This window comes from Borrelia parkeri (assembly GCF_023035815.1).
GTDB lineage: Bacteria > Spirochaetota > Spirochaetia > Borreliales > Borreliaceae > Borrelia > Borrelia parkeri.
In genome coordinates this window covers 1-23,442 of sequence record NZ_CP073168.1, presented here as the reverse complement: position 1 = coordinate 23,442, position 23,442 = coordinate 1, and the positions used below count along the sequence as shown (strand labels likewise).

26 protein-coding genes and 2 pseudogenes are annotated in these 23,442 nt (G+C 30.4%); 17 read left to right on the top strand and 11 right to left on the bottom strand.

From position 1 onward, the window contains the following. Nucleotides 1–4: 4 nt before the first annotated feature. From bpSLO_RS06480 to bpSLO_RS06445, 8 genes and pseudogenes are all read right to left on the bottom strand, one after another. Nucleotides 5–1,081, bottom strand: coding sequence for a variable large family protein (locus bpSLO_RS06480; protein WP_246990071.1), 1,077 nt, complete (start codon nucleotides 1,079–1,081; stop codon nucleotides 5–7). Between the two features lie 137 nt (nucleotides 1,082–1,218). After that, nucleotides 1,219–2,253, bottom strand: a pseudogene (locus bpSLO_RS06475) (variable large family protein); the annotation flags it as partial. Between the two features lie 249 nt (nucleotides 2,254–2,502). Beyond that, complete coding sequence (locus bpSLO_RS06470) at nucleotides 2,503–3,105, bottom strand: Vsp/OspC family lipoprotein (protein ID WP_246990068.1); 603 nt, start codon at nucleotides 3,103–3,105, stop codon at nucleotides 2,503–2,505. 29 nt (nucleotides 3,106–3,134) lie between these two features. Continuing rightward, nucleotides 3,135–4,085, bottom strand: a complete 951-nt coding sequence (locus tag bpSLO_RS06465) for an ERF family protein (RefSeq protein ID WP_246990067.1) — start codon at nucleotides 4,083–4,085, stop codon at nucleotides 3,135–3,137. A 499-nt stretch (nucleotides 4,086–4,584) separates the two neighbouring features. Continuing rightward, nucleotides 4,585–5,115, bottom strand: coding sequence for a chromosome replication/partitioning protein (locus bpSLO_RS06460; protein ID WP_246990066.1), 531 nt, complete (start codon nucleotides 5,113–5,115; stop codon nucleotides 4,585–4,587). A gap of 71 nt (nucleotides 5,116–5,186) precedes the next feature. Beyond that, entirely contained in the window at nucleotides 5,187–5,960 is a 774-nt protein-coding gene (locus bpSLO_RS06455) for a ParA family protein (RefSeq protein WP_246990065.1), read from the bottom strand. Then, entirely contained in the window at nucleotides 5,936–6,493 is a 558-nt protein-coding gene (locus bpSLO_RS06450; protein ID WP_246990064.1) for a DUF226 domain-containing protein, read from the bottom strand. The genes bpSLO_RS06455 and bpSLO_RS06450 overlap by 25 nt, the downstream gene beginning before the upstream one ends. A 9-nt stretch (nucleotides 6,494–6,502) precedes the next feature. Next, nucleotides 6,503–7,603, bottom strand: a complete 1,101-nt coding sequence (locus bpSLO_RS06445) for a plasmid maintenance protein (RefSeq protein ID WP_246990063.1) — start codon at nucleotides 7,601–7,603, stop codon at nucleotides 6,503–6,505. Between the two features lie 193 nt (nucleotides 7,604–7,796). Between bpSLO_RS06445 and bpSLO_RS06440 the strand changes: the two genes are divergently transcribed. The 9 genes from bpSLO_RS06440 to bpSLO_RS06405 all read left to right on the top strand — a co-directional run bounded on the left by bpSLO_RS06440 (nucleotide 7,797) and on the right by bpSLO_RS06405 (nucleotide 11,378). After that, nucleotides 7,797–8,306, top strand: a complete 510-nt coding sequence (locus bpSLO_RS06440) for a hypothetical protein (protein ID WP_246990062.1) — start codon at nucleotides 7,797–7,799, stop codon at nucleotides 8,304–8,306. A gap of 167 nt (nucleotides 8,307–8,473) precedes the next feature. Then, a complete protein-coding gene (locus bpSLO_RS06435; protein ID WP_051480055.1) occupies nucleotides 8,474–9,145 on the top strand; it encodes a DUF244 domain-containing protein in 672 nt (223 codons plus the stop codon). Between the two features lie 25 nt (nucleotides 9,146–9,170). Continuing rightward, nucleotides 9,171–9,365, top strand: a complete 195-nt coding sequence (locus bpSLO_RS06430; protein ID WP_246990061.1) for a hypothetical protein — start codon at nucleotides 9,171–9,173, stop codon at nucleotides 9,363–9,365. Next, nucleotides 9,358–9,753 carry a single-stranded DNA-binding protein gene (locus tag bpSLO_RS06425; RefSeq protein ID WP_025407579.1) on the top strand — a complete coding sequence of 132 codons (396 nt, stop codon included), beginning with the start codon at nucleotides 9,358–9,360 and terminating at the stop codon, nucleotides 9,751–9,753. Before bpSLO_RS06430 ends, bpSLO_RS06425 begins: the two co-directional genes overlap by 8 nt. Before the next feature lie 39 nt (nucleotides 9,754–9,792). Next, nucleotides 9,793–10,134 carry a hypothetical protein gene (locus bpSLO_RS06420; protein WP_025407580.1) on the top strand — a complete coding sequence of 114 codons (342 nt, stop codon included), beginning with the start codon at nucleotides 9,793–9,795 and terminating at the stop codon, nucleotides 10,132–10,134. Nucleotides 10,135–10,146: 12 nt separating this feature from the next. Continuing rightward, complete coding sequence (locus tag bpSLO_RS06415; RefSeq protein ID WP_025407581.1) at nucleotides 10,147–10,563, top strand: DUF261 family protein; 417 nt, start codon at nucleotides 10,147–10,149, stop codon at nucleotides 10,561–10,563. Next, nucleotides 10,560–10,688 carry a hypothetical protein gene (locus tag bpSLO_RS08040; RefSeq protein ID WP_281506691.1) on the top strand — a complete coding sequence of 43 codons (129 nt, stop codon included), beginning with the start codon at nucleotides 10,560–10,562 and terminating at the stop codon, nucleotides 10,686–10,688. Before bpSLO_RS06415 ends, bpSLO_RS08040 begins: the two co-directional genes overlap by 4 nt. A gap of 74 nt (nucleotides 10,689–10,762) precedes the next feature. Beyond that, on the top strand, nucleotides 10,763–10,906 hold the full coding sequence (locus tag bpSLO_RS06410) for a hypothetical protein (protein WP_246990060.1): 144 nt from the start codon (nucleotides 10,763–10,765) through the stop codon (nucleotides 10,904–10,906). A 10-nt stretch (nucleotides 10,907–10,916) separates the two neighbouring features. Further along, nucleotides 10,917–11,378, top strand: a complete 462-nt coding sequence (locus bpSLO_RS06405) for a hypothetical protein (protein WP_246990059.1) — start codon at nucleotides 10,917–10,919, stop codon at nucleotides 11,376–11,378. Between the two features lie 245 nt (nucleotides 11,379–11,623). On the opposite strand, the gene bpSLO_RS06400 is transcribed toward bpSLO_RS06405, so the two are convergent. Beyond that, nucleotides 11,624–12,361 (bottom strand): tyrosine-type recombinase/integrase, encoded by a 738-nt coding sequence (locus bpSLO_RS06400; RefSeq protein WP_246990058.1) that lies wholly within the window; start codon nucleotides 12,359–12,361, stop codon nucleotides 11,624–11,626. A 467-nt stretch (nucleotides 12,362–12,828) separates the two neighbouring features. Further along, entirely contained in the window at nucleotides 12,829–13,902 is a 1,074-nt protein-coding gene (locus tag bpSLO_RS06395) for an Mlp family lipoprotein (RefSeq protein ID WP_246990057.1), read from the bottom strand. Between the two features lie 170 nt (nucleotides 13,903–14,072). Here bpSLO_RS06395 and bpSLO_RS06390 point away from each other — a divergent pair, with 170 nt between their 5' ends. The 8 genes and pseudogenes from bpSLO_RS06390 (at nucleotide 14,073) to bpSLO_RS06345 (ending at nucleotide 22,173) form a co-directional block, all read left to right on the top strand. Continuing rightward, nucleotides 14,073–14,618: a DUF603 domain-containing protein gene (locus bpSLO_RS06390; RefSeq protein WP_246990056.1), complete on the top strand. Its 546-nt coding sequence runs from the start codon at nucleotides 14,073–14,075 to the stop codon at nucleotides 14,616–14,618. A gap of 10 nt (nucleotides 14,619–14,628) precedes the next feature. Continuing rightward, nucleotides 14,629–15,979 (top strand): annotated as a pseudogene (locus tag bpSLO_RS08100) (PBSX family phage terminase large subunit). 41 nt (nucleotides 15,980–16,020) lie between these two features. After that, a complete protein-coding gene (gene bdr / locus bpSLO_RS06370) occupies nucleotides 16,021–16,476 on the top strand; it encodes a Bdr family repetitive protein (RefSeq protein WP_025407563.1) in 456 nt (151 codons plus the stop codon). 143 nt (nucleotides 16,477–16,619) lie between these two features. Beyond that, nucleotides 16,620–17,717: a variable large family protein gene (locus bpSLO_RS06365; protein WP_246990055.1), complete on the top strand. Its 1,098-nt coding sequence runs from the start codon at nucleotides 16,620–16,622 to the stop codon at nucleotides 17,715–17,717. 94 nt (nucleotides 17,718–17,811) lie between these two features. Beyond that, nucleotides 17,812–18,846: a variable large family protein gene (locus tag bpSLO_RS06360; protein WP_246990054.1), complete on the top strand. Its 1,035-nt coding sequence runs from the start codon at nucleotides 17,812–17,814 to the stop codon at nucleotides 18,844–18,846. A 297-nt stretch (nucleotides 18,847–19,143) separates the two neighbouring features. Continuing rightward, complete coding sequence (bdr, locus tag bpSLO_RS06355; protein WP_246990053.1) at nucleotides 19,144–19,677, top strand: Bdr family repetitive protein; 534 nt, start codon at nucleotides 19,144–19,146, stop codon at nucleotides 19,675–19,677. 280 nt (nucleotides 19,678–19,957) lie between these two features. Then, entirely contained in the window at nucleotides 19,958–21,019 is a 1,062-nt protein-coding gene (locus bpSLO_RS06350; RefSeq protein ID WP_246990070.1) for a variable large family protein, read from the top strand. A 116-nt stretch (nucleotides 21,020–21,135) separates the two neighbouring features. Continuing rightward, on the top strand, nucleotides 21,136–22,173 hold the full coding sequence (locus tag bpSLO_RS06345; RefSeq protein ID WP_246990015.1) for a variable large family protein: 1,038 nt from the start codon (nucleotides 21,136–21,138) through the stop codon (nucleotides 22,171–22,173). 274 nt (nucleotides 22,174–22,447) lie between these two features. Here bpSLO_RS06345 and bpSLO_RS06340 read toward each other — a convergent pair whose 3' ends face one another. Continuing rightward, nucleotides 22,448–23,209 carry a hypothetical protein gene (locus bpSLO_RS06340; protein WP_083253466.1) on the bottom strand — a complete coding sequence of 254 codons (762 nt, stop codon included), beginning with the start codon at nucleotides 23,207–23,209 and terminating at the stop codon, nucleotides 22,448–22,450. Nucleotides 23,210–23,442 lie beyond the last annotated feature (233 nt).

The following is a 23,442-nucleotide window of genomic DNA, read 5'->3' as shown; positions in this document are numbered from 1 at the left end:
TTTATTATTGAACACTAGATGTTGCTGTTTCTGCAGGTGTAGTAGCTTCTGCGGCTTTATCTTCTTGTGTAACTGTAGCAAGAACATCATTTATTGACTTTAAACCACTATCAACAGTATTTCTTATTGCAATAGTTAATGCATTTAATGCTTTAGTTACTGCACTTACTACTGCATCCTCTACTGCTTTCTTTGCATCAGCATTAGCAGCATCCTTTTCATTAGCAAATTTACCACCCTTTGCCATTGCACGCAGTGCAATACCTCCTGCAATAGTTGCATCTTTAGCAGTAGCAACATTAGCAACTTGCGCTTCTGCGGTATTTTTAGCCAATTTAGCAGCATCTCCACCATCTTTAACAATAGCTTGCAAGATATCAGCACCAGTTACGGCTCCAACTGCTTTTGCTGCATCAGCTGCTGCTTTCTTTGCATTATCAGCAGAATCAATAGCACCATTATTACCAGTATTACCAAATAACTTTCCTGCATCTCCAGCATTAGCACCACGATCACCAAGAGCATCGGCTTTTTTATCAGTACCAGCATCAGCACTTCCTTTGCCTTTAAGTACTACATCTACAATTTTTCCAATCCCTTCACTAAGAGATTTAACTGCATCAGAACCAGCAGCAACACCTGCACCAGCAGCATCTGCACCACCAACAGCAACATTAGCAATTGGGTCATTACCCTCTGCCCCTTTAGCAGCTGTCTTAGCCCCTGCAGCAATCTTGTCTAATGTGTTAGTAATAAATGTATCAACAACTGATTTAAGTTTTGAGTAATTCCCATTCTTAACAACTTCATCTTGTAATTTCTTTTTAACTGTATTCATAGTAGTTTCAATATCACTAAAGTATTTCCCTATATCAGATTTTTTAGTGTCAGCCTTAATGCCAAAGGCACCAGAAACCATATCAGAAAGGGAAGTAAAAACATCTAAGAACCCTTTACCTAAATTAGCAATAGAGTTTAAGAATGTGGTTTTAGGATCCTCAGACTTAGTACTGCCACTACCACAACTAAGAAGTAAAAATAAAGTCATTAATAACGCACAAAAAGTAATTCTTTTCATTATTACGTATCTATTACGTATCTCATTTTTTCTCAAGGGGATAAGATAGGGACAAGATATAAATAAAAGGAAAACAATTCTCATGAAAAGAAGAGTTTCCCTAAAATGACTTTATTTAGTAGATTATTTAATTAGATAATTTATTTAGCAGCAGCCGGTTGAGTAGTCGTACTAGCTTCAGTTGATTCAGTAGTAGTTTCAGAGTACTGTATTCCCTTAACAGCTTCTCTTATCTTATCTAGATTGATTGATACTGTTTTCCTAATTATCACATCGATGACTCCTAATACCTTATTTACAGCAATTACAGCAGCAGCTTTAACTGCTCCAGCATCTGCATTATCAGCACTAAATTTACCACCCTTAGTCATAGCCTTAAGAGCAACAGCAGCTGCTAGGGCAGCATTGGTTTTTGCAGTTCCATTATCATTTTGAGTACTACCACCAAGAGAAAGTGCACCAGCTTCTGCACCAGCAGCATCAACAGCATTGCCATCAGTATTAGCATTTTTAATTTTATCAATCATAGCCCATGAATCTGCTTTTGATACCTCTTCAGCAAGTTTAGGACCAGTATTAGCATCAGCAGCAGCATTGTGAACCACTACTTTAAGTCCATTAGCATTTTCTACTTTAGCACCCTCAGTTCCTTTTTCAATTTGTACACCAGACTCAGTAGCAGTCTCAATTATAGCTTTAACTTCTTTAATAATAGTTTCAACGCTATCTTTATCGGCAGCTACTGCAGCACCAGCTGCATTATCACCAATATCAGTAGCACTATCATTAGTTACCCCAGCAAGTTTAGTTAGAGCGGCAACTAGTTTTTCAAAAACTCCATTTGCACCTTTAATTGCACTCTTAACAGCTTCAATTGTGCTGCTATTAGCATTTTTTGCTTCAGATATTTCACCTGATAGCTCATTTAACTTATCCTTAGTAGTTGTAAGTCCATCACCTATAGTCTCAAAGTGTTCACCAACTTTACTTCTCTTATAACCCGATTTAACTGCTGTAAGTCCAAAAGTATCCCCAATAGCATTACCAAAAAAGCCAAAAATCTCTTGAAATCCTTGACCTATTTTGATAAGTGAATCAAAGAAAGAAATTTTAGATTCAGCAGCCAGTTTCTCAGCTTGAAGTTGACCACTTCCACAGCTAAGAAGTAAAAATAAGTAATCTAAGTTATTATTAAGTGATAAAACAAGATAAAATCAAAGCATAAATATAAGTCTAAAAGATAAAAGTAATCAAAGTAATCTAAGAAGTATAATAAAGAAGTAAAGCAAAAAAAGATAGAATAAAGAAACAAAAAAAGCTAAGAGAAGAATACTCTTAGCTTATTATTTATAGACTTTATTTTATCAAATAATTACGATTGATTAAAAAGTAATCTTATAATAATAAATTAACTTGTTTATGCCTTAGTTGTTAGAAGGTTTAGCAGGGGTTGTAAGCTCCTTAATTGCAGCTGTTACTGCAGCTTCAGCATCCTTTAACAATGCATTAATTGATGTATTCAAAGCAATAAGCTCTTCCGCACCTTTATCCTTGGCTCCAGTATCTGCTATATCTATAGCTGTCTTAGCAGCAGCATCCTTAACATCATCTTTAGCAAGATCAGCTGTCTTTGATTTAGCCTTGGTTAAGAAGGCTGTACTTGCATTCTTAACAGCAGTAATTTTGCCCTTCACTTCATCAGAAATTCCAACTTTTTTTTCTAATGATGCTAATTTAGTATCTACAGCTGATATTATACTATATGCTCCTGAAATTAATTTTGCATTCTTATCAGCATCAGTTTCAAGACCAGCAGCACCAATTTTCTTCCCGATAGCTTTAGCAAGCTCATCAATGGATTTAACTAAAGTATGAACTTCTTTAACATCTTTAGCAAAAGCAACAGCCTCTGTTATGTTTTTAGTTATTGTATCTAGGTCAAGGATTGTCCCATCAGCCTTAGCCGCTTGCCCATCTTTAGGAGAAGTCCCTGAATTATTACAAGACATAAGTAAAAATAAAGTCATTAATAATGCACTTAAAGCAATCTAAGTTCTTATTCAGTGACAAAATAAATTAAATAATCATTTATAAGCTCAGTCCAATACTTTATAGTTTTAAGCTCTGGTTTGGTTTCAAAAAACTTGAGTATACTCGAATCATCATCATTCTTTAATTGTATTAAAAACTTATCTATCATTTCTAAACTATCAAAAGGTGCATCATCTAATACCGAATGCATCCTTTTAGATGCTTGAAGCAATTTCTTGTAATAATGATACTTAGCAGGTACACGTTTAGGAAGATTTTTAAGGCTAACTACAGATTTGTGACTTACAGGTGGTTGTTTTGTTATGCCTTTAGTTACTGTTTTAGTATTAACACCTTTATCTTTCTTTAAAGAATTTACAAGTGGAGCATCCACACTACTAACTCTTTCTCCATTAGCTTCTTGAACATGCTCTAAGGAACTAGCATCAGTGTCAACTTCACTCTCAATTGATAGGTATCCTACAAGAGCATATCTTTTAAAATATGTTATGCATGAACCTACAAGTTGAGGTAATGTATTTTGATTCTTTGCTCCTAGCGAAGAAAATTCTTCGCTGTAAATAGGCGTATCAAATGACTCGCTATATCCACTCTTGGGACTGTAAAATGTTGTTGTAATAACATTAATTGTATTATTTCCTACAACTTTAAATGTTGGACATTGCACAAAATCAATATCTAAATTATTGCTCTTTATAACATTCTTTATTTCTCTTATTATCTCATTAAAATCTTGATACTTATATCCATATCCATTAAGATTCTTAGCAACACCACTTAAATGCATTTGTAGACTATGCAAAGACTTTAAAAAGTTTATCTTTGCTTGATTTTCATTTGTTACTGAATTTTGATTATTTACTCTTATATCTGTTACTTTTCTTGCTGTCTGTTTACTCTGTTTTTTAACTGCTCTGCGCATTCTAATTTTTGTATTTATAATATTTTTTGTCATGTAAAACTCCTACTTTATGAATTACTAAAAACAAATATATAACAAAAAATAAAAATTTTCAATACCGTTAACAAAAAAATCTAGAGCTTAGTTAAACATTCTATCTAAGAATTCTTAACTAAGCTCTAAGGCTCACTGTGGTGATCATAAAATAGGTAGTTCTAAAATGAATAGCACTACTAACGATAATTAAAATACAACAAATTACAAATAAAATCAACCCTCTACTAATAACTTTTTTACCCCATAAAAAACTTACTTATTAGAGACATAATCATAAATATGATTATTGGCACTACTAAAAGAAAAATAAAGTGAAAATACTATTTCTTATATTAAGTTTTTCTAAGAAAATTGCATTAATTCTAATTTTTTTCTTAAAACTTCAAAATTAAAATTATCATTCCAAAGTAGAATCAAACATACTACTGCTTCAGTAAATCCCTTTCTAAGAACTCCATCCTCAAATCTTATGTGCTAATTTTTTTATAAACACTTCTTACTTTTCATCTTTTATGCTTTTAAATTCATTTACAAATTTTTCCAATATTTTCTTTTCACTTGAAAAAAGCTTATCTAATATAAACCCTGTAAGCTTTGGATTTTGCTTATAAAAATCATAACTTTCTTGATTCTTAAGTTGAAACCTCAACGGCTTGATTGGATTTATTCTTGATTTTTTTAGTGTTTTACTTTCACTGTTCCTCAAAACAAACAATGTTTGTCTAAACCCGTTTTCTACTAAAAAACTTTCTTCGATAATCCCTTCTTCTATAGCACTGGCAATTTTTAAGTAATCATAGGCTTGGGTTTTGGCTAATTTATAATCTTTTGTAAAATCTTCAAAATTCTTGTAACCATCAAGTTTATAATATTCATTATCTTTTATTTCTTTTAAGACTTTCATTGTTTCTATTCTGGAACAGATTTCAGATTTAAAGTTAATAATTAATTTTGACTTTAATGACTTATACTTAACTAATGCATCACTTTCATTAGACAAATCCCTCTTATTTAATTGTATATTCATATTTAAACCTCCTAAAACTAAAAATTTTTTCCGGTGCCGGAAAATTGTTCTTTCTTTTATTCAAAACCCCATTATATTTTCCATCCAAAAGATAATGTATTTTCCATTTTATCTAAAAAACATTTAAGTACGCTTTGGTACTCATATATATAATCTTTGTTTAAATCAAAAACATTGTTTTCTGCTATCCTTTTATTCAAATCTTCTCTTTCACTTATTACTCCTAAAAATTCATCTCTTGATTGTAAGATGTCAAGTAAATGTTTATGGGTATTATTTTTTTTAAATCTAGTTACTAGTATAAAAGTAGGTATACTAGCTCCTATTTTATTAGAATAAAATTCTAATAAATCTAAACTTTCAACTGCCCATTTTTCAGCTGTTATTGGCACTAATATATAATGACTACTCACTAAAGCATTTATCAAAGAAAAGTCTAAACTTGGTGGTGTATCAATTAATATATAATCATAATTATCCTGTAAAGATTCTAATCTCTTTTTCAATCTTAATTCTTTAAATGAAATGGCTTCCTGATTAAACTTATGCAAGCTTAAATAACTAGGTATCAGATCTAAATTATTATCGACACTTATAATTGCACTATTAATCTCTAAAGAATCTTCTTTCAATACCTCGTATATATTAATATTTGACAAATCTATATCTTTCGATTTAATCTTATTAAAGAAATAACTTGTTATCGAAGCTTGTGTATCAATATCTATTAAAAGCACTTTATAATTTTCGCTTAAGAGCGTTGCAAATATTAGTCCAGTACTACTTTTTCCAACACCTCCCTTAAGACTTGCAATACTAATTATTTTAGGTTTTTTTCTATCCATTTAGTTATAAGACCTCCTTCTGGTAACTTCTTCCCGTAAAATTCATATACTTCTTTTTCTAGGTTTGAAAGCTTATCAACTAAAAATTTGCAATAATTCGTATCTACTTTATCTTTTTTAAGTAAGTAAGAAATTCCTACAATGTAGGAAAACACACTACCCTTCTTAAATCTAAACTCCACATAATAAGCTTTTGAAAAAGTAGATGCTTTCATAACTCCATTTTCTTCATATCTTGTTACAACATTTTTTATTGGTTTTCTATAGCCATAATAAATGCCTAAAAATTTATCATCATCTCTTACAGGAAATAGATTAAAAAATTCTGCTTCTTTTCTATTAAATAATTTTCTAAGCAAAATAAAGAATTTACTTTGCTTTCTATTGACCCCAAATGCATAAAAATCTGTCATAATTTTTGTATGATATAAAGTTTTGTTATTTTTGCTTTCTATCTTAATAAAGATAGGTTTATCTATTTTATTCTTAATTTCTAATTTTTTATCTTTAAGGCGTTCTAACACACTCTCCATAACTAATCCTTAACTAGTAATTTTTTTAGATTCTCCTAATTGTAAATAATCTTTATTATCTTCCATTAACTCTAAAAGTTCATAGTAGTAATGGTTACTAAATACCTTGTTATATTCTAATTTGTTCTGTTTGCTTAAATAATTCTTTAATATTGGTACCAAAACCGATATGTCCACTTTATGTCTTAATTGTTCAAGAAGTATGCTAAATACGTTATTCCTAATGTCTCTTTCACTTTCTTTCACGTTTTTATTAGCACATTCAACTGTTTTTTTAAGTTTTTCTATTATCTTCTTTAAATCACTGTATTTATCTCTTTCTATAATAAAGTGGGGTTTGTTTTTATATTGTTCATACACGTTTTGTATTTGGATCTCTAATTGTTTACTATCATACCCTTCATTTTCTAGATTGGCTTTTATCTCATCTAGTATTTTACTTAATTCTTTTTGTTTATTCTTAAGCCTACTGTTATTTGGTTGAATGCTATTTGTCTTTTCGTAACTACAATTTTCAGCTATTTTAATGGCTTTAAATGATTGAATTTTAAAATCTTTGTCCGCTTCTAAATTCAAAATAGAGAGGAAAGCATTTGATTTAAAATTACATTTCCTAGCGTATTTTTCTACTTGTAATCTTTCTATAGATTTTATGTTTTTATCTTCTTCTTTTTTATTATATTTATTATATAAACATGCCTCCTTTTCTACATTCTCCTTTTTATTACATCTTTTTTTAAGATAAACATTTACACGCTTTTGATATCTTTCTTCTTTTTTATCTCTAAAGTGTTTATTGATTATGCGATGACATTCTTTTTTAGAGTATTTAAGTTTGTAATGAACTTCAGTTCCCATATTAACACCCAAATGTCTGTGATAATTAATTGTGACACCTAATACTTTTTCTAATTTATAAAGATATTTTTGAAGTGTTTTAAGAGTGGTTTCTTTATGTCCATTGCGTCTTAAGTTTCCATTAAAGTAATAAAGTATGTCGTTTTGAATGTATTTTTTAAACTTTAAGTTCACGTAATCTAATGTGGATATTAGAACGATTAATTTGTGTTGGTGTTTGTTTTTATAAATTGGCTTTTTTGTGCCTCTCATTTAAATCTCCTATTTTATGAATTTACTACTAACCATGATAGTGCAATATACGTTAAAAAGTAAACCCATTTATAATGAAAATATATTTTTGTAGAATTTAACAAAAATAATATAACAAAAGTTTTGACAAAAACAATTTTTGCTATATATTTGTTTCTAGTAATTCATAAAGTAGGAGTTTAATATGATAAATATGACAAAAATAAATGAACAAAGAGCAGAGGTGGGGATGCAACAATTTGGTTTGTACAGGCAGATGGTGTTTGAAGGATTTGAATCTTTTGCATATCAAATTCAAGAAAATCTTAAAGGTAAACAAAAACAAGTAAGTAAAATAAATAAGATAAGACGTAAGTTACCAAAAATTGGAAGAGATGAATGTTTTAAGTTTAATAGTAAGGTTGATTTTAGTATGCAAAGAGAAGCATTAAAGCGTATGGGAGCAAGTGAAGTTGGAAGTATGTTTATTGGAGCTGATTCTTTAGAAAAATTAATGCGAGAGCGAATACTTAAAGCTATAGGAAGGGAAATACCATTTGAAGATAATTTAAGCATGATAAAGGGGAAGATACTAGAGTCTTTAGGATTTGATGAATTTGTTCGTATGCATTCAGGCAATATTGAAGTGTTACAAAAAACAAATATGCAAACGGTGTTGACAAATATAATTATTTTAAAAAATTTAAGGGCCGTGAGACATTAGTTGGTTCAACAATTGATGGATGGTTTGTAAGTAGCGCGGGAGAAGCAGAGTTACTTGAGATCAAATTTAGTGATAATCTTTACTTAAAAAGTGCAGCTTGTAAATACAACAGAACCGGTAATTTTTTAGAAGATAAATATTTCTTCAAGTATTATGTTCAAGTACAAATGCAGCTATTATGTACAGGTTTAGATAGGGGAAATTTATTTATTATCATAGGTAATGAGGCTATCAACTGTGTAATTAATAAGGATGATAATTTTATTAGTGCTGTAATGACTGAGGTTTCAAGATTGGAGAGAGAAGTAAATAATATTGCCAAATCTTTAAAATCAAATAGTGATATTGATATTGAAAATATTGATTTAGACGAGCTGAGTGTTATTATTGAAGATTTTTTAAAGAATAGCTTTGTGTATCAAGAGTTGTGTGATATGGATTTCAAGTTTGATTTTTTAGAATTTATAAAATCAAGTCATCTTGAGATTGATGAAGACGAAAATTTGAATTTGAAGAGACATCTTGAAAAGATTATTGCATTGCAATCTGAAATTGACAAGGTAGAAGAGACAACTAAAAAGGCTCATGCGTTAGAGTTGTCTAGGTTAACAAAACCTATTAAAGATAAACTTAAATTTCAAATAGATGCTCTGATGAAAGAATTTTCTTTAAATGAACATATAAATTATGACTTTGATGGGAATCTATTCCATTTAGATATGAGTAGGAGAGCTATTAAGGATAGATTTAAGTTTTTAAGCTCTGTTATGGATTTTACCTTTAGTAGTAATTCAAATGTAGTTAATGATTGGTCTACTCCTATTTTAAATGCTGTTTAAGGGTACTTTTATGAGGTTTATATTTATGGTTTTATTTTTGGTAATTACTTATAAGGCTTTAAGATTTTTATGTAAGTTTTGCATGCGAAGTATAGAGAAGCTCATTCATGATTATTATGCAAGACGAGAATTTTTAGAAAATATGAGAAGACTTGATTGTGATTTAAGACGTATGGATGCTTTAAGTAGGATTTATGATGAGGAGAGTTCTGGTGTTTGATATTAATTCGTTAAATATGTCTGGTCGTTTAACAAGAGACTGTGAGCTTAATTATACTAGTAATAGTCTTCCTATATTAAAATTTACTCTGGCTAATAATAGAGGTGTTAGGAGGAGTAGTTCGTGGGAGAGACAAGCACAATTTTTTGACTGTGTGATTTTTGGCTCTAGAGCCGAAAGCCTGACTTTTTTGCTTAAACGAGGGGTTCAAGTTGTACTTAGTGGATCCCTTGTCTGTGAGAATTGGCATGACAAGCGTACAGGTGAGGGTAAGAGTAAATACAGTATTTTGGTAAATGATATCCAAATCTTAAACTCATCTGTTAAAACACAAAAGACTAATGATTCTCAGTCTCAAGATGGGTTTTATGAAGATATTCCTTTTTAGTAGTTATATAAGGTAAATTAAAAGTTAAGGAGGTATGGGGTGGTAGTATCAAAAAGAGACCTTATATCAAAGATGATGGGATCTAAATATGATTTTGAAGAAGTTTTACTTTGTAGGAAAGACAGACAAGGTGAGATGCTATTTGAAAGACTTTGCAGAGAAGGGCTTACTATTGGGAATGCTAAGTTATGTTTAGATGTGTTTTTAGGAATTTGCAAAAAGAGTCCTGACTTTGCTTCAAGATATGGGATACTTAAGATTAACAAGAGGAGTATATTTGTAGCTAGGTTCTTTAATATTTCTATATTTGTAGATCAAATTCTAAACTTTTATGATAGTAGTGTAGAGTGTCTTCTTGAGGATCCAGACTTAGAGATTTAATGGAGGTTAAAGATGAAAATAACACAAAATCATCCAAATTTAATTTCAGCAGTACGTCAATGGGGATGTTACTTTTTATCTCTTCATTATTACATAGAAAAGTATAAAAAGTTGCAGTTTAGTGTTCTTGATATAAATAAGAATTATCATAACTTTGTTAAGTTAGGATATATGAGAAATAATTGTTATATTTTAGCACCAATCGGTATATTTCAAAATTTTGGTATAAGTACAAGTGTGAGGTGGGAGGGCTCTGCTTACAGATGTTTAGATGGAGAATTTGAGATAAGTGAAGTTAAGATTAAAAATACACCAGGATATTATTTTATAGCAACTAATGAGTCATCTGTGCTTTATGATTCACTTACACTTAAGGATCGGGGTGTTGAATATGAAATTATATCAAGGAGAATATTTAAGAAATATTGAAACTACTAAGTAGAGAAGGAAGTAAATACCTTTATAGTGCTGATATTATAAGTCTTTTTCCTAGGCATACCCAGTATATTGAAGGATTTTTTGGTACAGGAGTGTATTTTTTGCAAAGCCATTAGTCCATTACAATGTACTTAATGATAATTCTAAATTTATATATAAGTTTTTTTATATCTTAAGACAAGACCCCGAGTTGCTCTACAAGTGTGTAAGAGATGCAATTATTTATGATAGCATTATTAATGAGAACCTGGACAAAATCGAATACATGGTGCTTAGATGTTTATATTCACTTTATGCTTCATCCGGTGTAGCTATGAAGTTAAATCGAACTTAATGCTAAGAGATTGTTTTTAAGTACCCTTCAAACTTATAAATCTAGATTTAAAGAGATGCTTGATAATGCAATATTTACGTCACGTGATATCTTTAAATTTTTAGCAGCACTACCTAGGCGAGAGAAGGTAAGCTCAACATTTGTATATCTTGACCCTCCATATTCAATTTCACGTGGAAATCTTGCTGATAATCGTGGATGGAATTTAGATTCTCTAGAGAGACTTATTATAGAGATGAAGAGATATAACTTACAGTTTGCAATAAGTGAATTTGATGATTTAAGTGTAGTTGAGCTTTTCTTAAAGCATAATCTTTTCGTAAACTATGCAGCACGATCAACTGGTGTAGCAAGTATTTTCAAGCAAACTAAACATGAGATACTAGCTACTTCATACAAAACTAATAAGACAAGTATGGATTTCCGTGATAATAGTTATATTCAAAAGGAAATGTTTAGAATGCAAGCGTAAATTTGTATATAGAGACAGGGTCTCTAAACTTTTCTAGAGTCTTTTTTCCCTGCAGAATGAAATTTTAGTTTAAAGAATATATATATTATAAACTAAAGAATTATCAAAAACAAAGGCTTAACAAATATTTTTTTGTAAATAAATACCTAAAGATAAAATTAGGTATTTATTTTGAAGTTGGTAAAATTTTTGAAGTGGGAAAATAGTATCTTAGGTGTATGAAAAATATTAGCAAAAATTTAAAGTTATTTCAAGCTAGTTTTAATATCTTTGTAAGCCTGTATTTTACTTGCACTTGAGAGTCTATAAACATTATCAATCTCAGAAGTAGATGAGTATTTCATAAGCTCTTTAATTTCAAATGAATTATATTCTTTAGCTTTAAGTGATGCTATAAATATATTACGGAGTATATGTAGAGATTTGCGATGTTTAAATCCTGCTTTAATGAGTAGTTCCTTAAACTGTTTTGAAATTTCAGTTATGTTAATTTTATTGTCACGGAATTTGAATTTACTTTTTTGAAATAGATAAGTACGCCTACTGTCTCTACCTTTAGGGTTAAAATATTTTTTATGTGCCCTCATAATAGCATCAAATTCAAACTTACTAATAACTACTTCTCTTATACAGATATTGCTACGTTTTTTAACTACATTAACACGAATAGAATAAAATACTTCACCATTACTGCTTGTCTCTTGATATATGTCAGTAAGTTTTACATTTTGCATTTCAACACCCCTACAACCAGTAATTGAGAGTAAGTGTACAAACCATCCTGAGATTGGGTCTTGTTCTTGAAGTTTTTCTATACAGCGTTTTACTAATCTTATTATCTTATCGTTAAGATAAAACCTTATAGGAATACTTTTTGTTTGCTTAGTCTTTTTATCTTTAAGATTGAGTTTTAGGGAATTTATCTCTTCATGTAATTGTGTATTTTCCTTTATTAACTTATTAATTAAATGTTCTCTTTGCATGTACTTTACAAGTTAACTAAACACATTAAAAATAGATAAAATTAGTTATAAAAATATTAGCAAATACTTACTCTTAAAGTCAAATTTATATGCTTATCATTGTATATAAAATATTGTCTTTAAGGTGGTTTGTATAACTAGAATATTTATTTTTTTTATCTTAAGCAACTATTCAATAGTTACTTTAACTTGTATTTTACAAATACTAAACTATTTACTCTACATATACTTTATGATCTTTTTTAATAAGTTAACGTGTTACAATGGTTTGTTTATGTATAATAAATTTTAACTTCTTACTATCAGTTAACCTCAAGTTAACTTTTTGATTCTACTTATCATTTTTGTAATCAGTTTAATTTATTTTATTCATTTATTTTGTTTTTATGATTAAACATTTGTTTTGCCTTACACAAAAAATGTGTAAGGCAAAATTTTATTCTAATTATTCATAATGTGTAGTTCTTTTAGTTGCTACATTGTAGACTGTCTATATCATTACCCCATGCTCGGAGTATGGGTATGAGGTTTCCATTTATTTTAGCACGACCACATGACGTAATTTTCTGTACAATTTGATTAATTAGACTTTCATTTGGACTCTCCTTTGTGTCAGAAGATGAGAAAGAAGCCTGCATAATAGATTCAAAGAATTTATATATGCAGTTTTCTGAATTTTGACCATATCTACCATTTTTGCTAACATCAAAAATATCACTTTCTTTTTTCCAATAAGATTTTCCATACCAATTAATAGCACTTCTTATATATTGATTAATATTTTGGGAAGGTGAAATTTCTTGTCTTTTAGTTTCTAAAAAATCATAAGCAGGGGCAAAAGCTTTTACTAATTTTTGTTTCTGTTGAGGTTTGTCTTTAATCCATTTCATCAGGTTAGTGTATGTATTTATTATTCTTTTATAAACTTGACCGTGTTCAGAGTAGAGAACCCTTGTTTTTGCTAGACGTTCTCTTGCACGTTTATAACCTTCTTCAGTAAATGCATTTGGGTAGCCATATCGACTATATAATTTTGCGTAAATAAGCTCTTGTTTTGGATAGTCTAATATATTTTGATCGATTGTCATAATTGCATTCAAAGCAAGTTCAAAAGTATTAAATTTAGTTTCTTCGTCAGCAGTTAAACTAAAAATTGTAGGTGTATCAGTTTTGTGTGCAGTATCTGATTCATCTACATTTTTATTCCCTTGAACCGCAGTTGTTGGTTTTTTTGGTATTTGGACGTTGTGTGTAGATTTATCAATTTCATGTGCAGTATCTAATTCATCTACATTTCTATTCCCTTGAACCGCAGTTGTTGGTTTTTTTGGTATTTGGACGTTGTGTGTAGATTTATCAATTTCATGTGCAGTATCTAATTCATCTACATTTCTATTTCCTTGAACTGCAGTTGTTGGTTTTTTTGGTACTTGGGTGTTGTATAGATTACTGGGTTTAGATCTTGTATTCAATTTATATTCACTGCAACAGTATAAAAGTATTGTGTGATAAAGTATTATTAATTTTATATATTTATTCATATAATATTCTCCTCTTTTAGTTTTTATATATAATACAAGTTATTATATATTATTCTTTTATTACTAGTACATATTATTAATTGTTTTTGTAAAGTTTATTTTTTGTTATAGAGTTTATGTTAATTAATTATGAGTTTTGTTAACGTATTGGTTAATTTGTGTTAAAGAATATGAGTAAGATAAAAAAATCATTTGATGATTATTTTGCATATTTTAAAGAAGGTAAGCTTAATGATGTTAGTATTGCAAAAGAAATGGGTGTCTCAAAAGCAAATGTAAGTAAGATGAGACACAAATGGGAATCGGTTAAAGGCAATTCTGAGTATGTTAGGGAAAATAACCTTACTATTCATGAAGATACTCTAACTAATATCTTACTTCACGCATCGCAAAGTACGGCCCAAGCACGTGATCTTAAAAGTCAGTTTAGTATGGCTTGTAGTCTTCTAGGAATAGAGTTTATAAATTTATTTAGTAGGTATGTAGAGTTGGAACTTAAAACCCATGATGATCAAATAGACCAAATAGAATCTAAGATTATAAGTCTTTCTAAAGAGAGTGAACATTCACAAGAAGAAAATAGTAATGAAGACTTAACACTTAAATTATTTCAACTTAGAAAGGAAAGAGAAGTTAAGAGAATGCAATTGTATTATGAGATGCTGCAAAAGCTAAAAGCAACAGATGTAGAATCACGTTTTAAATTTCAAGTTTAAAGATTAAGAAATGGACATATATAAATTACCAATGTTTAAAGAAACGCAAAGGGATTATAAACGTGAATTTGGTATTGATATATTAGAGTATATTAAGTCTAAAGAAGTAGAAGTTGATTTTAAAGGGTTTGAAAGTAAATACTTAATTAAAAAAACAACTTGAAGTAATACGCAGTATAGAAAGAAATAATCAAAGTAAAATTATCTTAAGTGGGGGTATTGCAAGTGAAAAAACTTTTTTAGCATGTTATCTGTTCTTAAAAATACTGCTTACAAATAGGAATGTGTATGAAAAAAATACCAATAATTTTATAATAGGTAATTCACAAAAATCATTAGAGATTAATGTTGTGGGTGAGTTTGAAAAGATTGCTAGCATGCTTAAGATCCCCTTTAAGCCAAAAATTTTTAATACATCGTATTTTAAAATAGACTCTCTAAAAGTTAGTCTGTATGGAGGAGATAAGGCAAGTGATTTTGAGCGGTTTAGAGGTGTTTATTCTGCACTTATTTACGTTAATGAAGCAACTACTCTTAATAAGGAAACATTAATAGAATGTTTAAAGAGACTTAGAGTGGGTATGAAAACAATTATCTTTGATACCAATCCTGACAGCTTGTAGCATTTATTTAAAACTGATTATATTGATAACACAAAAATTTACTCTACATATAACTTTACAACATATGATAATGGTTTAATTTCTAGGGATTTTATTAAAACCCAAGAAGAGATTTACAGGGACATGCCAACATATAAAGCTAAAGTCCTTTTAGGAGAATGGGTTGCGCCATGTGATTCGATATTTACCAATATTAATATTACAAGTGAACATGAATTTGTAAATCCAATAGCATATTTAGATCCTGCATACAGTATTGGAGGAGATAATACAGCTATTTGTGTGTTAGAGCGAGTAGATCAAAGTTATTATGCGTTTATATTTCAAGAAAAGTTACCATCAGGTGATCCTAAGATGTTAAATACAATTAAAACTATACTTACAAATCTTAATGTACATATACTATATGTTGAAGATAGAGATAATATCTCATGACATGAAAATGTAACACAAACTTTTTTAAAACTTAGATCAAGTATGAATCATAAGTTTAGGATTGCACCGATAAAACCTATAAGTAATAAATTTACTAGAATTACTACGTTAATAGAGCTATTTGCTACATCTAAACTTAGTATTATGGATTATTCAAGTAAGTCAGCTATATCTGATATTTATAAGTACAAAGGAGATGGTAAGGGTGATGATTCATTAGATATCATGTAAGCATCATATATGTTATTGACTTTGGGTATTCGTAATCTTAAGGCACATTTTACTAAAATAAGGTTCCTATAACACTTAAGATATTATATAATAATTACATAAGGAGTGTTTTTATGGGACTTGCTCAACCAGTTATTACTCAACAAATGGTTATAGCAGAACTTACTAAAGCTGGCATTAAGAGAGATATTGCTATTGATTTGTCTTACAGATATTATCGTAATGAACTGACTTATAAAGATATTGAGTATTTAGAGACTACTTTTAACCTTAAGCTTGAAAAGGTTGAAGCAACCTTACAATCCGATATTAGAGACCTTGATAATAAAATTGACAACGTTAGAAATGAGTTAAAATCTGATATTAGAGACCTTGATAACAAAATTGATACTGTTGAGAATAATCTTAACACCAAAATAGATACCAAATTCAATGAACTTGATAATAAGATTGATGTTAACAAAATGGAACTTAAAAGTACACTAAGACTTCATGGTTGGATGTTTGGAACCATTATTACCCTTAATATAGGAATATTCTTAGCATTAATGTCATTATTAGTAAAGTAAATTTATTTAATTATCTTCCTTCTTTAAATGACCTTCTGTTAATTATTTTTTTACAAAGTCATTTAATTATTTGTTGCTTTTTTATCTTATTCAAAGCCTTTTAACCATCTTTCCCTCCTGAGTAAAAAAGGAGGCACGTGATAATGAAAAGAATTACTTTTTGTGCGTTATTAATGACTTTATTTTTACTTCTTAGCTGTGGAAGTGGTAGTGCTAAGGCTGAGGATCCTCAGAGTAGATTCTTAAAATCTGTTATTAGTTTAAGTAATGACTTCTTAAATGTTTTTACTTCCCTTTCTGATATGGTTGGAGGGGTTTTAGGGTTTGATACTAATACTAAGAAGTCTGATGTTGGGAACTACTTTAAGAAAGTACATGATACTCTTTCATCTACTAAAGAAGCTCTTAATAAAATTGTTGCTGACATGAAATCTGATAACAATCCTAATGCTTCTGCAGTTGAAACTGCTGTAACTAATTTAGTTACTACCACTCTTGATAAGATAATTGAGGGGGCAAGTGAAGCTGTAAAGGGTGCTGAAGGTAATGAACCAATTGGTAATGTTGCTGAACCTGCTGCTGGTGCAGGTGTTGCTGCTGGTTCTGATGCAGTTAAGTCTCTTAGTGAAGGAATTGGAAAAATTGTAGAAGTGGTACTTAAAGGTAAAGGAAGTGCTGCGGCTGGGGATGATAAGGGTCCTGTTAAAGATGCTGATGGTGGTGCTGGAGCTGCAAGAGGTGCTGATGGGGCTGGTGCTGATGGTGATGCAAGAAAATTGTTTGCTTCTGATAATGCTGGAGATGCTGCTAGTGCGGCTAAAGTAGCAAAAGATGCTGCTAAAGCCGTAGGGGCAGTAACTGGGGCTGACATATTACAAGCTATTGCTAAAGGTGATGGAGGTGAATCAGCTAAATTAGCTAAGCATAACAATACTATTGCTAACAATAACGGTGCTAATGCCAATAATGCAAAAGATGGAATTATTGCAGGAGCTATAGCATTAAGAGCCATGGCTAAGGGTGGTAAGTTCGCTAATGCTAGTGCAGCTGCTGCTGGAGTTAAAGATAATGTTATTAGCGCTGCAGTAAGTGCTGTTACTAAGGCATTAGATGCTTTAACTATTGCTATAAGAAATACTATTGACGCAGGACTTAAGACTGTTAAAAATACTATGAATATTAATTCTACTGATACTCCTGTAACTGTTGATAATACAACCTCTGAAGCTAAAAACCAATAATCAGAATTAATAATAGATACATAACTAAATAAAGTCATTTGAGGAAAACCTTTCTCTTTCTGAGAACCGTTTTCCTTTTATTTATATTATATTAATGACTTTATTTTTACTTATGAGTTGTGGAAGTGGTAGTACTAAGACGGAAGATCCTAAAACCACATTCTTAACTTCTATTGCTAATTTAGGTAAAGGCTTCTTAGATGTTTTTACTTCCCTTTCTGATATGGTTTCTGGTGCTTTTGGCATTAAGGCTGATACTAAGAAATCTGATATAGGGAAATACTTTAGTGATCTTGAGACTACTATTAACACAGTTAAAAAAAAGTTACAAGAGGAAGTTGCTACGAATGGAAATTACTCAAAGGTTAAATCAGTCGTTGATACGTTTATCACAGGCACATTAGACAAAATTGCGGCAGGAGCAAAGGAAGCTGCTAAAGGGGCTGCTGGTGACGATAAGATTGGTGGTGTTACTAATGCAGGTCAAGATGCTGCACCGGCAGATACTGCAAGTGTAAAATCTCTAGTTAAAGGAATTAAAACTATTGTTGATGTGGTTCTAAAAAAGGATGAAGGGAGTGCAGAGGCTACTAAAACAGCAGAAGATGATAAAAAGGACATTGGGAAGTTGTTTGATGGAAAAAAAGATGATGCTAAAGAAGAAAATATTGCAAAAGCATCAGCTAGTATTGGTGCAGTAACTGGGGCTGACATTCTAAAAGCTATTGCTAAATCTAAAGAAGATCCTACTGCGAATAGTACTGAGGGAATTGAAAAAGCAGAGGATGCAGCTGAGATTGCTATTGCTCCGGCTGTTAACGACAAGAAAGAAATTAAAGAGGGTTCAGCAAAGAAAGACGTTGTTATTGCAGCAGGAATAACATTGAGAGCAATGGCTAAGGGTGGTAAATTTGCTGCTAAGGATGAAGAGAAGTCTGCTCATGCAGTTAATGGTGCAGCTGCTAGTGCTGTTGGTAAGACTTTAAGTACTTTAATAATAGCAATAAGAAATACTGTTGATAGTGGTTTAAAGACAATAAGTGATGCTCTTGCTACAGTTAATCAAGAAGATAAGTCTTTAGATTCTACTACTCCTGCAGACGCAGCAGCTAGTGGACAGCAACAATAAATAATTATTAATAAAACATACATAACTAAATAAAGTCATTTTAGGAAAACTTTTCTCTCTTCATGAGAACCGTTTTCCTTTTTTACTATTCATAATAATACTCAGGTCTAAATAGTATTAATAGAAATCATTCAACAACAGATTGATTGTAAGACTGCATTTGAGCTTTTGGTAAGATAAAAAAAACAGACTAAATACTTTATGTTATAGTTAGGGACTTTCTTAAAGCACATTTTACTAACATAAGGTTCCTATAACAGTTAAAATATTATATAATAATTACATAAGGAGGTTCTTATGGGACTTGCACAACCAGTTATTACTCAACAAATGGTTATAGCTGAACTTACTAGAGCTGGTATAAATAGAGATATTGCTATTGATCTGTCTTACAGATATTATAAAAATGAACTTACTTACAAGGATATTGAGTATTTAGAGACTACTTTTAACCTTAAGCTTGAAAAGGTAGAAGCAACCTTACAAACTGAGATTCAAAGGGTTGAGGCAACCTTAAAATCTGATATTAGGGACCTAGATAACAAAATAGATACAGTCAGAAGTGAATTAAAATCTGACATTAAAGACCTTGATAATAAGATTGATACTAAATTCAATGAACTTGATAATAAGATTGATACTAAATTCAATGAACTTGATAATAAGATTGATACTAAATTCAATGAACTTGATAATAAGATTGATGTTAACAAAATGGAACTTAAGAGTACATTAAGACTGCATGGTTGGATGTTTGGTACCATTATTACCCTAAATATAGGAATATTTTTAACATTAATGTCCATAGTTTATTCATTGTTGAATAAGTAAATTTATTTGATTATCTCCCTTATTTAATTGATTATCTCCCTTATTTAATTGATTATCTCCCTTATTTAATTGATTATCTCCCTTATTTAATTGATTATATATCAGTTATTTTCTTATCAAAATCATTTAATTATTCATTAGATACAATTTAATTTCATTAATTGTTGTATCATACACAGTCTCTGTAATATTAAAGTATCTATGTTCTTTATTTACTGTTTTTATTTTATTCAAAGGTTGTTAACCATCTTACCCCCCTGAGGTAATAAGGAGGCACGTGATAATGAAAAGAATTACTTTTTGTGCGTTATTGATGACTTTATTTTTACTTCTTAGTTGTGGGAGTGGTAGTGCTAAGGTGGAAGATCCTAAAACTATATTCTTAACTTCTATTGCTAATTTAGGTAAGGGTTTCTTAGATGTTTTTACTTCCCTTTCTGATATGATCACTGGGGCTTTTGGCATTAAAGCAGATACTAAGAAATCTGATATTGGTAAGTATTTCACTTCTATTGAAACTACTATGAACACAGTTAAAAAGAAGTTACAAGAGGAAGTTGCTACTAATGGTAATTACTCAAAAATTAAATCTGTTGTTGATACGTTTATCACTAACACATTAGATAAAATTGCAGAAGGAGCTAAGAAAGCTGCTAGTGGGGCTACAACTGATGCTGCTATTGGGAATGCTGTACACAATCAAGATGCTGTAGCAGCAGATGCTACAAGTGTCAATGCTCTTGTTATAGGAATTGGTGAAATAGTAGGAGTGGTTCTAAAAAAGGGTGAAGGAGATGCAGGGGCTACTAAGACTGGAGATACAGAGAAAAAATCAATTGGTAAACTTTTTGCAAAAAAAGATGATGATAGAGCTCAAGAGTCAGAAGCTGCTGCAGCAAATGCATCAATAGGGGCTGTAAGTGGTGTTGATATATTGCAAGCTATTGCTAAATCTGGAGAGATTGCTGATAATAACAAAAATATTGAAGAAGCAAAGGACGCTGCAAGTATTGCTGCTGCTAAGCAAACTGATGATAAGAAAGAAATTAAAGATGAATCAGCAAAGAAAGATGCAGTTATTGCAGCAGGAATAGCATTGCGGGCAATGGCTAAAGATGGTAAATTTACTGCTAAGAATAATGAAGAGAAATCGGCTCATGCAGTAAATGGGGCAGCTGCTAGTGCTGTTGGTAAGACTTTAAGTACTCTAATAATAGCAATAAGAAATACTGTTGATACTGGTTTAAAGACAATAAGTGATGCTCTTGCTACAGTTACACAAGAAGATAAATCCGCAGAAGCTACTACACCCGCAGATACAACAGCTAGTGGACAACAATAAATAATTATCAATAAACATAACTAAATAAAGTCATTTGAGGGAAACTCTTCTCTTCATGAGATTTGTTTTCCTTTTATTTATATTTGTCCCCTGAGGTAATAAGGAGGCACGTGATAATGAAAAGAATTACTTTTTGTGCGTTATTAATGACTTTATTTTTACTTCTTAGCTGTGGCAGTGGACAACAGGCTGCTGATGCTGGGAAGACTGGTTCAGAGAAAGGGACTGGAAGTTTAAGTGAAGTAATTGCAAGCTCAAGACAATTATTTTTGGATGCTTTTGTTTCTTTTGGAAATTTACTAAAAGAAGCATTTGGTCTTACTGCAGATACAACTAAAAAAGCAGTAGGAGAACGATTGGGTAAGGTTGGAGAAGCAGTGAAAATAGCTAAAGATAAGTTAGAAGAGCTAAAGGGAAATGAGCAGTTTAATTTAATAAAAGATAAAGCTGAAAGTACAATTAATAAGGCAATTGATACTTTAAGAAAGATAGTTGAAGGAGCAAGTAAAATTAAGGATGCTACTGGTAGTGCTAATGGTAAAGTTGGTGGTAATGTTGGTGATACTGAGGATGCAGAGAAAGCAGATGCAGCAAGCGTTAAGGGTCTTGTTGAAGGGATTAGTATGATCTATGAGGCAGCAAAGGAAGTTGGTGTTGATCTAAAAGGAAATGCTAATAAGCAGATTGAGGATTCTAAAGAAGTTGGAAATTTATTTAATGCTACTGCTAATGTTACTGATGCCAAGGCACTAAGCGGAGCTAGTAAAGCAGTAATTGCAGCTAGTGGTGCAGATATATTAGCAGCAATTGAAGCAGTTAAGGATACAAGTAAACCTGCTGGCCAAATTACTGCTGCAACAAATGCTTTTGAAATTGCAATTGCTAATAAGAGTAACGGGAATGCTACTCATGTTCAAACAAATGCATCAGCAATAGCAGCAGGTTTAGCATTGAGAGCAATGGCTAAAGATGGTAAATTGGCAACCAAGGCTAATGATGCACCAAAAGAAGGAATAAATGCAGTATTAATAGGAGTAGTTGGTAAAACTGTAAATGAGATAGTATCTATTGTAAGAAGAACAGTTGATAAATGTTTAAAAGATGTTGATGATTGCATAAAAGAAGATTCCAGTAGTGTAGTGAAAGCTAAGTAATATAGTGTGGTTATTCATTGGAATAAGTTTTTACAAGCAGGAATTCCTGCTTTTTTATCTAAATACTCAGTATCTTTAGTGATACTGAGTATGAAGTTAGTTTTTACTAATTGATATTAAGCTAGGGGGTCGAAAAAATTTTTTTAGGTTTTCATTACAATAGTACAAGCAATATATTATTATCAATTTGTACATAGTTGCTGCTGAGTGAACAAATTTATTTTCTTTTATGTATTTTTTTTAAAGAGATGTCACAAAAATGTACAATGTATAATTACAAAAATATATGAGATAATAGTAGTTTTTGCAATCTATTAGTAGATTTATAAGGTATACCAAGTTGTTTGAGGTGTAGATTAATATAAGATTTGAGGGTATGTAGGTTTTTGTTTGATGTTTGATCAAGGAAGAAAGATTCAACCAGAGAAGCAATAGTAGAGAGAGTTTTATTAGTATGGTTTTTAAATAGATCTAGGTTATTTTTATTAAGTTTTAGTCTGTTAAAAGACTTAATATAGTTTATTTTTTCGTATAAGTCTAGTATACAAGGTTGATTATCTAATAGGATATTGAGATGAGTATTATTGTAATAGATATTATTGAAGGTAATTTTAGACTTAGCAATCAAAGAGTAGATAGAAATTATATGTTTTGTAGTGATAGAGAAGTTGAATATATTTTTAGCGATGTAGTTAATTTTGTATGCATGAATAGAAGATAAAATATTTTTATTTAAATTTTTAATAATGGAAGTAGCAATAACATTGGGTTCGAGTAAAGAATATTGTTGAAACTGTAGACCATTACTTAATGTATAAGTAATAATATTGTTATTAAAAGTATAAAATATTTTGATAAAAGGATCTTTTAGATGTGTTAAAGGTATGCCGGAAGCCATAATAATGCCGAGTAAATTGTGAATAGTGCTAGAAGAGAGAATAAGATAATTACTAATGAGAATAAATTCATCAGGATTAATTTTATGAATAGGGATATAAGGTATATTATTAGTAAATAAATTTTTTAGAGAGAACATATATATATAAATATAATACTATTAATCTAGCAAAGAGGGAGGTAACTATATATTTTTTTAAAGCAACTATTGAGTTTTTTATGCAAACTATTAATTTTGTATAAAAAGGTAAATTAAACTTATGAGTTTTTTGTGTAAACTATTAATTTTTAGTAGCAAACTTATGAGTTATATGTGGAAACTTATGAGTTATATAAATGGATAAACATTCTATACTATTAACAAATTATAAT